Annotated in this window: 11 protein-coding genes; 8 read left to right on the forward strand and 3 right to left on the reverse strand. The window is 70.6% G+C overall.

The features are described 5' to 3' along the window. Positions 1 to 466: 466 nt before the first annotated feature. Positions 467 to 1564, forward strand: coding sequence for a DUF262 domain-containing protein (locus tag Q0840_RS01560; RefSeq protein ID WP_298455313.1), 1098 nt, complete (start codon positions 467 to 469; stop codon positions 1562 to 1564). Continuing rightward, entirely contained in the window at positions 1565 to 2500 is a 936-nt protein-coding gene (locus Q0840_RS01565) for a hypothetical protein (protein WP_298455316.1), read from the forward strand. Positions 2501 to 2649: 149 nt separating this feature from the next. Here the strand turns inward: Q0840_RS01565 and Q0840_RS01570 are convergent, their stop codons facing one another. The 3 genes from Q0840_RS01570 to Q0840_RS01580 form a co-directional block, all read right to left on the reverse strand. Continuing rightward, positions 2650 to 3297 carry a hypothetical protein gene (locus tag Q0840_RS01570; protein ID WP_298455318.1) on the reverse strand — a complete coding sequence of 216 codons (648 nt, stop codon included), beginning with the start codon at positions 3295 to 3297 and terminating at the stop codon, positions 2650 to 2652. Positions 3298 to 4096: 799 nt separating this feature from the next. Then, a complete protein-coding gene (locus Q0840_RS01575; RefSeq protein ID WP_298455320.1) occupies positions 4097 to 5731 on the reverse strand; it encodes an endo-1,4-beta-xylanase in 1635 nt (544 codons plus the stop codon). Between the two features lie 339 nt (positions 5732 to 6070). After that, positions 6071 to 7261: a nucleotide disphospho-sugar-binding domain-containing protein gene (locus Q0840_RS01580; protein WP_298455322.1), complete on the reverse strand. Its 1191-nt coding sequence runs from the start codon at positions 7259 to 7261 to the stop codon at positions 6071 to 6073. Positions 7262 to 7531: 270 nt separating this feature from the next. On the opposite strand from Q0840_RS01580, the gene Q0840_RS01585 reads away from it, so the two are divergent. The 6 genes from Q0840_RS01585 to Q0840_RS01610 all read left to right on the forward strand — a co-directional run bounded on the left by Q0840_RS01585 (position 7532) and on the right by Q0840_RS01610 (position 13452). Beyond that, positions 7532 to 8383, forward strand: a complete 852-nt coding sequence (locus Q0840_RS01585) for a UbiA family prenyltransferase (RefSeq protein WP_298455519.1) — start codon at positions 7532 to 7534, stop codon at positions 8381 to 8383. A 34-nt stretch (positions 8384 to 8417) separates the two neighbouring features. Then, positions 8418 to 9848 (forward strand): NAD(P)/FAD-dependent oxidoreductase, encoded by a 1431-nt coding sequence (locus tag Q0840_RS01590; RefSeq protein ID WP_298455324.1) that lies wholly within the window; start codon positions 8418 to 8420, stop codon positions 9846 to 9848. 117 nt (positions 9849 to 9965) lie between these two features. Then, positions 9966 to 10499, forward strand: coding sequence for an isopentenyl-diphosphate Delta-isomerase (idi, locus tag Q0840_RS01595; RefSeq protein WP_298455326.1), 534 nt, complete (start codon positions 9966 to 9968; stop codon positions 10497 to 10499). 190 nt (positions 10500 to 10689) lie between these two features. Further along, entirely contained in the window at positions 10690 to 11607 is a 918-nt protein-coding gene (locus Q0840_RS01600; RefSeq protein ID WP_298455328.1) for an ABC transporter ATP-binding protein, read from the forward strand. After that, positions 11594 to 12505 carry an ABC transporter permease gene (locus Q0840_RS01605; protein ID WP_298455330.1) on the forward strand — a complete coding sequence of 304 codons (912 nt, stop codon included), beginning with the start codon at positions 11594 to 11596 and terminating at the stop codon, positions 12503 to 12505. Before Q0840_RS01600 ends, Q0840_RS01605 begins: the two co-directional genes overlap by 14 nt. Continuing rightward, the gene (locus Q0840_RS01610) at positions 12502 to 13452 is read left to right on the forward strand and encodes an ABC transporter ATP-binding protein (protein WP_298455332.1); all 951 of its coding nucleotides are present in this window, start codon (positions 12502 to 12504) and stop codon (positions 13450 to 13452) included. Before Q0840_RS01605 ends, Q0840_RS01610 begins: the two co-directional genes overlap by 4 nt. The last annotated feature ends 13 nt before the right edge of the window (positions 13453 to 13465 follow it).

Consider the following 13465-nt stretch of genomic DNA (forward strand, 5'->3'; position numbering starts at 1 on the left):
TCACTGAGCCACCCGACCCTCAGTATGAGGGCTACCGTTCTAGCCTTCTGCCTCTCGACCTATGGGGCTATGCCTCCTACGACTGGCGAGCACGCCCACATCTACGCGGGCCCGAGGTTGTGGCACCCGGCGATTCGACTAGCATGACTATTCGCCTAGGGCCTTGTGCGCCGCCATGGGGCGAACGTAAGAACACTTTTGGAGTCATGTTCGCTGACGGAGACGGCAACGTATGGACGCGCACAATCGGCGGTAGGCTACGGCCGGGCAATCAGTTTCTTCTCTGACGGGGCGCCCGGCAGCAGCCCGAACCGACCCTCACTCTTGGTCGAGGCGTCAGGAGCCCAGGTCGTGTGCTTGGCCCGCGGGGCGCCGGGTCGCGCCGCTCGGTCGAGCCGTTCACCCGCTGGGTGGCTAGGGTTGCTTGAGTAGCCCACACCTTGTTCGCCTAAACGAAGGAGCAGCGATGGCAGACCGTCACGGATCGCCGTCACATCAATCTGGCGAACGAACAGACTTGGTTGCGGCGTTCCTTGAAGCGCAGCGGGCGGCAGTGCTCGAGATTGCCGACCAAGGACTCGTCTCTCTCGCTCGGCTGGTCGAGACACAGGCCATCGACGTTGCACCCAGCTTTCAGAGACGGGATCGCTGGGACTCCGAACGGCAATCGCTCCTTATAGAATCACTAATGACCAATATTCCTGTCCCGCCCGTGTATCTGGCGGAGGACCTGGCGCGCATCGGGAGCTATGCCGTCATCGACGGAAAGCAGCGACTGACCGCCATCAGCGTATTTTTCGCGGACAGACTCACATTACGCGGACTGACTCGCTTGACAGATTTCAATGGGCTTCGCTATTCACAGCTGCCTCCTCAGGTTCAGAACGCTCTCGGAATGAAGAATCTGCGCATCACGACGCTGCTTCGCCAGAGCAATGAGGAGCTCAAGCACGAGGTGTTTCTGCGACTCAACACTGGTGGTGAAGTGTTGAACGCGCAAGAGATTCGGAACGTCGCATATCGCGGTCCCCTCAACGATCTAATCTACGGCCTCGCCGAGAACGACTTCCTGCGCAAGCAGTTCAAGGTCCAACCGCCGTCGTCGCCGGCTTATCGGCAGATGACCGACGCAGAATTCGTCTTGCGCTTTTTTACTCTGCACGCCCACTGGCGTGCCTTCAGCGGAGGACTCCGCGAGGCGATGGACCAATTCATGATGGTGAATCGCTTCCTCGAGCCCGGGCATCTTGACCGCCTTGCAAAAACTTTCCGCAACGCCATCGATATCGCAGAGGCAGTTTGGGACGGGGAGGCTTTCAAGCGGCCTGGTAGGGATCAGGCTCTCGCAGGTCTGTATGACGCGCAGATGATCGCCGTCGCAAGCCTTAATGAGGAGGATCGTGCCAACTTGGTCAAGCAGCAAACCGAGGTTCGATCCGCGACGGCCCAGCTCTTCGACTCTGCCGAATTCGACGAGGCCGTGCGGCGTGGGACCAACACCCCGTCGCGCTTACGGTTCAGGACCGAAGCGCTCATCCAGACCCTTCGACCCTTCGTGGGCTGAATGAGCAGCGCAGCCCGGGCGGCCTTTGTCGATGGTATGGCCGCCTTCACTACCGCGCTAAGCGAGCCCGCTGTAACGGCTCAAGACGGTGCTGGCGCCTTTTTGCGACGCGGCCTAACCGTCGCGGCCTATAACTTGCTTGAGAACTTCGTCGACGACCGGCTTACCGAACTCGCATCGCACGTTAACGCGGGACCGGTGCAATTTCTTGACTTGCCTGACAAACTCCAGCGACGCGCGATACAGCACACGCTCGACGTGGCGACGGCGCGACTGCGCCGACAGAACGTTACTACGGCGGAGATGCGACAGTTCTCGAGCGGACTAGGCCAAAACCTGACGGCAGTGGGCGCCGCGCTATCGGTATCGCCATTCACCTGGGCGTGGCCCGGAAGTAATCTGGGCGCCGCCGACATCGCTGGGGCCATGAGTCACTTCTGGATCGACGGATCCTGGGAGACCGTCCGCGGGGTAGCGGGCCGCATTGGCTTCACCACGACGAACCCTGCTGGCCAGAATCTCGACCTCGCTGAAGAGTTCCGCGCTATATCCGCCGAGCGCAACAGCGCGGCACACCAATCGATCCATCCGATCACGTCGCTCTGGCTCAGAGCTCTGCCCGAGCGCCTCATGCGATTGGCGGTGCCCATCGATCTACTGCTGTCTTGCGGAGCGCACGCTTTACATAATGCCGACGCGACTCTCCTCGCCGGGCGCAAATGGAATGCGTCTGCGCGGCTGAAACTTCGGTTCGTCGACCAACGCGCGAGTGACCATGCTACATTCAAGGAGGCAGCTAAACGGGCCACCGCCAAGGGCCCCGACGGGGTTGCTCTATTCACAGCGGCCTGTGTTCAGGCAAGTGACTATGAAGCAGTCGTTCGACGTGACCGCGTCAAGCAGGTCGTCACTTGGGCGTTACCTTGCGCTGACTAGCCGCCGCTCCGGCGTCGCCTCCCCGCCGCCCCGCACTGCCGAACTCCGCTCTAATGAATCAAGGCGCCGGCTACGCCGACGCGTGCCTGCGGGCGGCGCTGGCGCGCCGTCCTCGGCACACCGAAAGGGCTTCTATAAGTCGTGACGCCTCAGGTACCGCCCCTCAGGGCCAGCATCGCGACGACGAAGCTGCCGAGAGCTAGTAAAGCAGCTAGAACCCCGGCCGCTACGCCCACCTCCGCCGTAAGCCATGAGCCCTGCGCGGCTGGCTTGCGAACCAGGTGGCCACCCCCGAATCGACGGGATAGCGTACGGAAACCAAAGTAGACCAGGAAGTTCCACAAGATAACAAGCACGAGTACCAGAGGCGTGCTCAAAGTTTGCGACACCCCAGCCAGCAGGGATCCCGGCTCGCGCAACTCGGCCCAGACGGAATATGCCAGCAGTAGCACCAGCCAGATTGAGGGAATCCAGAGTCCGGATACGATTCCCCTGATCCGGGCGCGCCCGGGGCGAACACCCGCGAGCTCGTCGCGGCACCGATGCGTAGCCGCCATGGCTAGTCCGCCGCCTCGCACGCTCAAAAAAACGTGCTCCGGCCGTATCAAGTACCCCTCAACTGTAGAACCGTCGTCGAAACGCCAATTGACATAAATGCGGAGGACGCGGTCTACGTCCATGATGCGATTTAGGTCGTGCACGTCGATCGTCTTCGTTGCGCCGTTCTTCCAAGCGACCACGACACTGCGAGACTCGTGCCGACTCGTCCCCACCCAAAGTTCGTCCAGTGCCTTCACAACCTCGACAATGGTGTATGTGTTGTTCGGGAGGGGCATGCGCACCGGAGGGGAAGGCTCCGAGATCGGCGGAGGGGTCGAAGACATGGCCAACATCATCCCGCGTGCTCATCAGAATCGGGTGGAAGCACGCGAGCGGGCGCGTCCCCGCCAGCGGCATGCTCTGCAGGCTCGGCGACGTGCGCGACGCACTGCTCGGGGACTGGGGAGACGATCGGGTCGACTGCGAATCGAGTGAGTTGAGATTCACACGTCCGCCGGGCCCACCGCAGCGACCCACCTACCCGCGACAGCCATGGCTGCCAAGTCAGTCGTTTGTCGCACCTCCGAGCCGTCGACCCGGCCGCTGAGCATCCGCCCGGCTTCGGTCCGCATCAAGGGCGCCTGCGGCGTCACTACGTGATGAGCTGCGCTCCCCCCTGACCCAGACCTCCGTCGGGTTCTGTGCTCCGCTATCGGGTCGGCGGCTCTCCCTGGCCAAGCCCGTGCCCGTTGCGTGCCCGATCCGGCAGCCGGCCAAAGTCACTCAGCGGCACCGACGGGCGAGCACCATGGACCTTCACGCCTGAGCTGGCGCCGTTCCACCACGAGCGGATGTCCGGTCGCGCTCGACGCCAATTCCCAAGCTGATAGCGCGGGTTCGATTCCCGTCACCCGCTCCCAGCATCACCGCAGGTCGCGACCGGTCTCCGGTCCCTGCAACCCCCGTGCCGCACCGGCCGGACATGCCGAGGCCCTCGCGAGCCGGGAGCGGCGAGCGCCTCCCGGCCCGTCGAGGGCCTCGGTCATCCGGTGCGGGCTACCTCCGCTCGAGCGCGGCGATCGCGGCGACGACCCGAGCGGTCGCGGCGTCGACCTCCGCCTGGGTGCTCCGGGTGGCCATGACCACCCGTGCCTTGCCCGCGGCAAGACGGACCGCGGCGACGCTCTTGCCGGTGTAGTCCCGCCCGGTCGGGTTCAGCGCCTTGGCCTCGGCGACGACGTCCTCGAGTCGCGACGTGTCGGTGACCGGCTTGCGCAGGCCCAGCCAGCCCTCGGGGTCAGCGACCGCCACCGCGCCCAGCTTCGGGGTCCAGTCGCTGTTGAACAGCAGCGGGTTGTGCGTCGATCGCCAGCTGAGCTGGTCGTTCAGGCCCCAGAAGGTCACCCGGTGGATGTCCTGGGAGTACTTCTTGTAGACCGCGAAGTACTCGGCGAACCGCTGGGCCTGGATGGCCTCCAGCTCGGTGCGGCTGCTGATCTTGCCGACCCAGTAGTCGAACTCGCCGCGCGAGATCCGGTCGGCGACCGACGGGTCGTTCAGGTCGCGGTAGAGCGACCGGTCGTCCCCCTCGGGCTGGCCGTTCCAGGCCTCCCACACCTGCAGGTCGAGCTCGCTGATGTCGGCCTCGAAGCCCGCCTCGGTGATGAGCTGGAGCGACCGCTCCACCGACGCCTCGTTCGAGCAGGCACCCGGCCGCCACTCCTCGGCGTCGTCGTCCACCAGCTCGGGCAGGCGCGTGAGGTCGGAGCAGGCGAAGGCCGGCGTCTGGTTGATGTAGTTGTGCGACTGCAGGCCGATGACCTCCACGAGCTGCCGCGGGTCCTCGGGGTGCTCGGCGGCGTACCGCTCGTTGAGGTCCGTGGCCATCGCGATGATCGCCTGGCCCTTGCCCTCGGACTGGAAGACGTTGAAGTCGTTGTACTCGAGCCGCGTCTCGGGACCGTACGTCCGGGCGAACACGAACGCGTCGTAGAGGAAGTCCGCCGGCGACTCGCCCGCTGCCAGGTCGGCGCCGTTGGCGTAGGCGTTGTACCAGTCGGAGAACCCGCCGTTCGGGCCGCCGCGCAGGAAGTCCCGCCAGTCCTGGGTCGCGGGGTCGAACTCCGCGAGCCCGTCGACGAACGCCTCGTTGACGACGTCCCAGGAGACGACCTTCCCGCGGTAGTGCGTCAGGACCTCCTCGATGTAGCGCTCCATGTTGGCGCGGGCCTCGTCGCGCGTGAGGCCCCGGTTGAGGTTGGGCGGCGACTGCCCGTGCCAGACCAGCACGTGCCCGTGGACCTTCATGCCGCGCGCGAGCGTCTGGTCGACGAAGGCGTCCGCGGGCCCGAAGTTGAAGGTCCACTCGCCCGTGGCCCGGTTGATGTTGGCGTTCGGCAGCAGCTGGTCGGGCTTCATGGCGTTCTCGGCGGTCATGATGCTGAAGTGCCGCTCGACCACGGCCGAGTTGGGCGACCCCGCCGCGTACGTCGCCGGGCCCGACCAGATGTTCCCGACGTCGAAGTAGTCGCTGTAGACCTCCTTCAGCGAGGCGATCGGTGCCTGCGGCGTGGTGTCGTGGTGACGGGCGGCCTGGGCGGTCGGTGCCAGCCCGACCGTCGCGAGAGCGACCGCGAGGCCCACTCCCGCCCACCGGGGGGCACCGGGCCGGTGGGTCCGCGGCGTCGTCACCGCGGTCGCCCCACCTCGTCGTGTGGTGCGTCGAATCATCATCGATCCTCTCGTGCTTGCGCTGGGGAGCCGGCGTGGCGGGGGTGTGCCCCGTCCGGGCCGACGTCCTGTCCGTGAACCGCCCCATACCTCTCGTCCGTCGCGGCGTCGTCGCCGGCAGCGCTGGGGCCGTGCGCTGCGCCGTTGCAGCCTCGATGTCGTCGTTCCGCGCAGCGGTAGAAAACGTTTTACATCGGGTGTGACCGGAACGTTAGCGATAAAGGGCACAGGGGGCAAGGGCGTCCGTCGGTGCGCGGCCCACACCCGCCCGGCGCCCCGGGGCGCCGGCGTGCTGCGCTCCTACAGCGACCCCAGCACGTCGAGCGCCGTCCCCAGCCCGTCCTCGCCGCGCATGGCTCGGCCGACCTCGGCGGCCCGCTCGCGGCACGCCAGCGCGTCGGCGACCGCGGAGGTGAGCGCTGCGGACGTCAGCCGGCGCACCGGGACCGGTCGCGCGGCGATCCCCTGCCGGTGCAGCTGGGCGCCCCAGAACGGCTGGTCCGCGGTGACCGGCACGACGACGGCCGGGACGCCCGCCCGGGCGACCGCGTGCGAGGTGCCGGCGCCGCCGTGGTGGACCGCCAGCGCCGCCCCCGGCATGACCGCGCCGAACGACGCCGCCCGCACCGCGAGGACGTCGGCGCCCCGCAGAGCGACCGGCAGCTCCAGCCCGCCCCACCCGGTCAGCAGGAGCGCCCGCAACCCGTGGGCGCGGGCGGCGCCCACCACCGCCCGGGCGCGGGCCTGCGCGCCGCCCACCGCCATCGAGCCGAACGACGCGACGAGGTGGCCGCCGTCGTGCACGAAGTCCGCGACCTCCGCGTCGAGCGGCGCCGCGAGCGCGTCGTCGTGCCAGGAGCCGGTGAGGTGGACCCGGGGCGGCCAGTCGTGCGGCCTCGGCAGCAGCTGGGGGCTGACGGCCATGAGCGTCGCCCGGGACGCGGTGCGGGAGGCGGAGCGGCGGCCGCCCGGCAGCTGGGCCGCGGCCCGGACGACGTCGGCGTCGAGCAGGCGGGCGGCGGCGCGCGGGACGGCGTACGTGGACCGGTTCCAGCGGCCGAGGTCGACGGTGGCCGTCGGGCCCCCCGCGGCCGGGAACACCCCCGACGGCGTCGCGACGGGTGACAGCTCGACGAGGACGCGCGGCACGCCGAGCGCGTCGGCCGCCATCGGCGCGCTGAGGATCAGCGGGTGGTGCACGACGACGTCGGGCGCGAACGCCACGGTCTGGCGGACGGCGGCCGCGAACATCCGCCGCAATGCGGGGCGCACCTCCCGGCCGAGGTGACGGGCGAGCGTCCACGGGGCCCCGCCGCCGGGCGACATCACCCGCCGGAAGTCGAGGTCGAGGCCGACGACGTCCACCCCGGCCGGCCGGTCGGCGTCGTCGGGCACCCCCAACCGGACGCTGTGACCGCGGGCGGCGGCGGCCCGGGCGAGGGCCACGAACGGCTCGATGTCGCCGCGGGTCCCGGCCGTCAGCAGCATCATCCGCACCCGCCCAGTCTGCCCCGGCGTCGCGCTGCGGTCCGCGCCCCGGCCGGCGCCCGCGGGGGCGGGCCGGCCGCCTGCCCGTCCCGGCGGCCCGTTGGCGGGGGCCGGCTCTCCCGGGTTACCTTCACCCCGGGTGGGCGACCCGCACGGCGACGATCTCGAGGAGCGACAGCATGCGCGACAGCCGCACGCCCGGACGCTCGTCGTGCGGCGGGTACTCCCGTCGCTGACACGGCCGAGACGACGCCGCAGACCTCCCGGGGCGGGATCCGCACGGTCGTCGGGCGGCTCGTGCACATCTCCCGGCCCGTCCTGTGGATCAACACCATCGGCTCGGGGGTCGTCGCGGTCTGGCTCACCGGGGCGCTCATGGACCTGCGGGCCCTGCCGGTCATCCTGTGGCTGACCCTGCCGTTCAACCTGCTCATCTACGGCGTCAACGACATCTACGACCAGGAGACCGACGCCGCCAACCCCCGCAAGGGGTCGATGGAGGGGGCGCGGATCCGGCCGTCGGAGGTCCGAGGGATCGCCTGGGCCGTCGCCGCGACCAACCTGCCCTTCCTCGCGTACTTCCTGCTCGCGCTGCCGGCGGCGGCGAACGCGGTGATCGCGCTCTACGCGGCCGTGTTCGTCTGGTACTCCGCCCCGCCGCTGCGGTTCAAGGCGCGACCCGTCCTGGACTCGCTGAGCAACGCCGCCTACGCGCTGCCGCTGGTCATCGTGCCGCTGGCGCTGGGGGTCGCACCGGTGTGGCCGGCGGCCGTCGGGCTGATGGCGTGGAGCGTCGCGAAGCACCCGTTCGACGCGGTGCAGGACATCGTCGAGGACCGCGAGGCCGGCATCACGACGACAGCGGTGCTGCTGGGCCCCCGAGGGGTCGCGGTGTGGAGCGGGTCGTGGTGGGTGCTGTCGTCGGTGCTGTTCGCCCTGGTGAGCGTGCCCGTGGCGGTGGTGAACCTGGCGATCGCCGGCGTCCTCGTGGGGCGCCTGCTGCGGGACCCGACGCCCGCCACGGCGCACCGTCTCTACCCCCTGTCGGTCGCGTTCCCCTACCTCGCGGGTTCCGTCGCCGGGGTCCTGCTCACCGTCGCCATCTTCGTCGGGCGCTACCCGTGACGGCCTGTGTGCGCGTGTGCGACGGGGGCCGGTCGTGAGCCGCATCGTGGTCGTCGGCGGCGGGCTCGGCGGGCTGGCGGCCTCCGCGCTGCTGGCCCGGGCCGGTCACCGCGTCGTGCTCCTCGAGGCGTCGGGCGAGCTGGGCGGCAAGAGCCGCCGCGTGCTGCTCGGCGGCGAGCGGATCGACACCGGACCGTCCCTGGTGACGTTCCCGGCGGTGTGGGACGAGCTGTTGCGCCGGCTCGACGACGGCCGGCGCCCGGTGTCCGACGTCGGCCGCCTCGACCTCGTGCGGATGCCCGAGGTCGGCCGGTACTACCTCCGGGGCGAGGAGACGTCCCTGCCGGTCGCGCCGGACCACCCGTGGTACCCCGCCTGGCGCCGCTTCTGCGACCTGCACGCCCCGCTCGCCGACGACGTGTCGACGCTGCTGCACACCGAGCCCCTCGACCGGGCGGCACTGCCGGCGCTGCGGCGGCTGCTCGGCGTCTACGGGTCGCGGCTGACCACCCGCGCCTACCTCGACGGCCTGCCCTGGCTGCCCGACGGGCTGCGGGAGATCATCGCGATCCACACGCTCAACGCCGGTGTCTCGCCGTCGCGCACCCCCGCCCTGTACGCGAGCATGCCGGCGATCATGGCCGAGACCGGCGTCTGGGTGCCTCGCGGCGGGGTGCACGAGGTCGTGCTGGCGCTCGCCCGGCTCGCCGAGGCGGCCGGGGTCGAGGTCCGCCGGGACGAGCCCGTCGTGCGCATCGAGCGCGGGCGGGTCGTCACGGTGCACGCCGAGCACCGGGCCGACGTCGTCGTGGGCGCGCTGGACGCCGACCGGCTCGCGTCCCTCGTCGGGCTCGGCCGGGCGCCGGCCCGCACCCGTCCGCGCGTGCGCCCGCGCACCCTCTCGTGCTCCGGCATCGCGGTGTACGGGGTGCTGCGCGAGGACCTGCCGGCCACGCTCGCCACGCACAGCGTCGTGCTGCCGACGAAGCCTGCCGCGCTGTACCGCAGCCTCGAGGCGGGCGACGAGCCGGCGGACACCATGGCGTTCGTCAACCAGTACCGTCCGGGCGAGGTCTACCCCAACACCCGCAGCACGGTGGGCATCCTGCTCACCGCTCCCGCGGACGGCGGGCGCTACACCGTCGAGCACCCGTTCGTGCGCCGCGAGGTCGAGCGGATCTCGGCCGCCCTGGGGCTCGACGCCCCGCTCACCGACCACCTCGACGAGCACGTCGTGCTCGACCCGCAGCACTACGGCGCCTTCGGGGAGCCGCACGGAGCGCTCTACGGCGCCGCCCGACCGCCGTGGCTCAGCGGCCCGCTGCACCGCCCGTCGTACTGCGACCCGTGGCGACCGTGGCTGTGGCGGGTCGGGGCGTCGGTCCACCCCGGCGGAGGCATCCCCGCGGTGCTGGGCGGCGCGATGCTCGCGGTGGCGCGACTGCTCCGGGCGACCCCGGCGTGAGGCGTCCTCGGGTGCCGGCGGGGACCGTCCCGCCGCGTCGGGGCGTGGACCGTCGCGGCCCGGCGCCGTGTTTGACTGGTCGTCACCATCAGGCCACCGCCACCGAGGAGACCCGTCGTGACCCGTGAAGAGACGGTCGTCCTGCTCGACGAGGCCGGCGAGCACATCGGCGTGGCGAACAAGGCGGAGGTGCACACGACCGACACCTCGCTGCACCTGGCGTTCTCCTGCCACGTGTTCGACGAGCGGGGGCGCGTGCTGGTGACCCGCCGCGCGCTGAGCAAGCGCACCTGGCCCGGCGTCTGGACCAACAGCTTCTGCGGCCACCCCGCGCCGGGTGAGCCGATGGCCGACGCGGTGCGCCGGCGCGGCCTGGACGAGCTGGGGATCGCCGTCACCGACCTCGAGCTGGTCGACGCCGACTTCCGGTACCGCGCGACGGACGCCTCCGGCATCGTCGAGAACGAGATGTGCCCGATCTACTTCGCCCGGACCACGCAGGCGCCCGCCGCGAACCCGGACGAGGTGATGGACCTCGTGTGGGTGGCACCGGACCAGCTGCGCCGCACGGTCGAGGCGGCGCCCTGGGCGGTGAGCCCCTGGCTCGTGAGCTCGTTCGACCGGATCGCCGGACGGTTCGGCGCCGCGTAGCGCGGCGAGGTCGAGTCCTGCGCCGGACGGTGCACCCGGCCCGCTACTCTCGCCGCAGCACCGGCCACCAGCCTCGGCGACGAGAGGGTCCCATGACGCCCGCAGCGCGCTCCCGGCAGCCCGTCACCCGGCAGCCCCACGCCCGGCAGCCCCACGCCCGGCAGCGACCCCGCCCCGGCGTGGCCCACCGATGACCCTCATCAGCACGCGGGCCCTGACCAAGCGGTTCGGCGCCGTCACCGCGGTCGACGACCTGACGGTGGACGTGGCTCCCGGCGTCGTCGGCCTGGTGGGCGCGAACGGCGCCGGCAAGTCGACCCTGCTGAAGATGCTGCTGGGCCTGGTCCCCGCGACGTCCGGCAGCGCGCGGTTGCTGGACCTGGACATCGCGACCGAGGGCACCGCCATCCGCGAGCGCGTCGGGTACATGCCCGAGCACGACTGCCTGCCGCCGGACGTGACCGCGACCGAGTTCATCGTCCACATGGCGCGCATGTCCGGCCTGCCGACCACCGCCGCCCGCGAGCGCAGCGCCGACACCCTGCGCCACGTCGGGCTCTACGAGGAGCGGTACCGGCCGATGGGCGGGTACTCCACCGGCATGCGGCAACGGGTCAAGCTCGCGCAGGCCCTCGTCCACGACCCCGACCTCGTGATGCTCGACGAGCCGACCAACGGGCTGGATCCCGCCGGCCGCGACGACATGCTCGGACTCATCCGCCGCATCGGCGCCGAGTTCGGCATCTCGGTGCTCGTCACGTCGCACCTGCTCGGCGAGCTGGAGCGGGTCTGCGACAGCGTCGTCGTCGTCGACGGCGGCCGCCTGCTGCGCCACTCCAGCACCGTCGCCATGACCACCGAGACCACTGCTCTCCTCGTCGAGGTGGACGGCGACGTCACGCCGCTCGCGGCGCTGCTGGAGCAGCGCGGTGTGCCCAGCCGGTCGCACGGGCGGCAGCTGGAGGTGCAGCTCGACGACGACGCCCTGCTCGACCTCATCCGTGATGCCGTGGCCGGGCTCGACCTCGGGCTGGTCCGGATGGAGCGACGGCGGCACCGGATGTCCGAGCTCTTCGCGACCGGAGGTGGCAGCCATGTCGGCACCTGAGCAGCCGCAGCTCCCACCACAGGCGGCCGGCGGCGGTGTCATCCACGACATCGGCTACCGGCACTACGACGGACCCCGGCTGGGCACCCGGTACGTGCAGCGCTCGCTGTTCGTGGACGGCCTGCGCGGCGCCTACGGGCTGGGCCGGTCGATGCGGTCGAAGATCATGCCGCTGCTGCTGCTGGCGGCGATGTGCCTGCCCGCGATCGTCCTCGTCGTCGTCACCACCGTGGTGGGCGGCGACGACCTCCCGCTCGGCTACACCGAGTACCTGTTCAACGTGCAGACCGTGGTGGCGATCTTCCTGGCCGCGCAGGCCCCGGTGCTCGTCTCGCGGGACCTGCGCTACCGCGTCGTCCCGCTGTACTTCGCCCGCCCGTTGCAGCGCCCGCAGTACGTGCAGGCGAAGCTGGCCGCGATGACGACGGCGCTGTTCGTGCTCATGGCGCTGCCGCTGGTGATCATGTTCGCCGGCGCGCTGCTGGCCAAGATCCCGTTCTCCGAGCAGGCTCCCGACCTCGCGCTGGGGCTGCTCGCGGCTCTGCTGTACGCCGTCGTCCTGGCCGGCGTCGGCCTGCTCATCGCGGCGTTCACCCCCCGGCGAGGACTGGGGGTCGCGGCCGTCATCGCCGTCCTGCTCGTGCTGTCCGGGGCGCAGGTCGCCGTGTGGGCGATCGCCGACGAGCTCGGCAACACGACCCTGGCCGGCCTCTCCGGCCTCATCTCCCCGTCGACCCTCGTGGACGGCGTCCTCAGCAGCGTGCTGGGGGCGTCGAGCACCGTCGTCGAGCCGCCGGGGACCCTGGGCGCGGTCGTCTTCGTCGCGGCGGCGGTGCTGCTCGTCGTCGGCTGCTACCTCGCCCTGCTCGCCCGCTACCGGAGGGTGCCGACGTCATGAGCACGCTGAGCCTGGAGGCGGTGTCCCGCTGGTTCGGCAACGTCGTCGCGGTCAACGACGTCACCATGCACATCGGGCCCGGCGTCACCGGGCTGCTCGGCCCCAACGGCGCCGGCAAGTCGACCCTCATCCACATGATGGCGGGCTTCCTGGCGCCGTCAGCGGGGACCGTCGCGCTGGACGACCGGCCCGTGTGGCGCAACGAGGACGTCTACCGCGACCTCGGCCTGGTGCCCGAGCGTGAGGACATGTACGACAACCTGTCCGGCTGGGACTTCGTGCTCGCCAACGCGACGCTGCACCGCCTCCCGGACCCGGCGGCTGCGGCCCGGCGCGCGATCGACACGGTGCAGATGGCGGACGCCCAGGACCGCGACATCCGCACCTACTCCAAGGGCATGCGCCAGCGGATCAAGATGGCCACGGCACTGGTGCACGACCCGGCGGTGCTGCTGCTCGACGAGCCGTTCAACGGCATGGACCCCCGCCAGCGCCTGCAGCTCATGGAGCTGCTCGACCGGCTGGGTGGCGAGGGCCGGACGATCCTGTTCAGCTCGCACATCCTCGAGGAGGTCGAGCAGATCGCCGGCCGCATCGAGGTCATGGTGGCCGGGCGTCACGCCGCCTCCGGTGACTTCCGGGAGATCCGCCGGCTGATGACCCGCCGCCCGCACCAGTACACGATCCGCTCCAGCGACGACCGGGCCCTGGCCGCCGCGGTGATCGCCGAGCCGAGCACGTCCAGCGTGGAGATCGTGGCCGGCAGCGAGCGGGTGAGCGCCGTCGGGGTGGAGCGGGTGGGCGGTGTGCACGTGCAGGCGACCGACTTCGCCGCCTTCATCCACGCGCTGCCGCAGCTCGCGGCCCGGGGCGGCATCCGGCTGTACGAGGTGCGACCGGCCGACGAGTCCCTCGAGAGCGTCTTCTCCTACCTGGTGGCGCGATGAACCTGGAGACCCG

Source organism: uncultured Cellulomonas sp. (assembly GCF_947494015.1).
In the GTDB taxonomy this organism is placed as follows: domain Bacteria; phylum Actinomycetota; class Actinomycetes; order Actinomycetales; family Cellulomonadaceae; genus Pengzhenrongella.

What these genes read in the sequence shown, in the direction of transcription:
- Q0840_RS01600 (WP_298455328.1), top strand. Translation starts at nt 10,690, where the DNA reads ATGACCCTCATCAGCACGCGGGCCCTGACCAAGCGGTTCGGCGCCGTC.
- Q0840_RS01560 (WP_298455313.1), top strand. Translation starts at nt 467, where the DNA reads ATGGCAGACCGTCACGGATCGCCGTCACATCAATCTGGCGAACGAACA.
- Q0840_RS01605 (WP_298455330.1), top strand. Translation starts at nt 11,594, where the DNA reads ATGTCGGCACCTGAGCAGCCGCAGCTCCCACCACAGGCGGCCGGCGGC.
- Q0840_RS01580 (WP_298455322.1), bottom strand. Translation starts at nt 7,261, where the DNA reads ATGATGCTGCTGACGGCCGGGACCCGCGGCGACATCGAGCCGTTCGTG.
- Q0840_RS01610 (WP_298455332.1), top strand. Translation starts at nt 12,502, where the DNA reads ATGAGCACGCTGAGCCTGGAGGCGGTGTCCCGCTGGTTCGGCAACGTC.
- Q0840_RS01565 (WP_298455316.1), top strand. Translation starts at nt 1,565, where the DNA reads ATGAGCAGCGCAGCCCGGGCGGCCTTTGTCGATGGTATGGCCGCCTTC.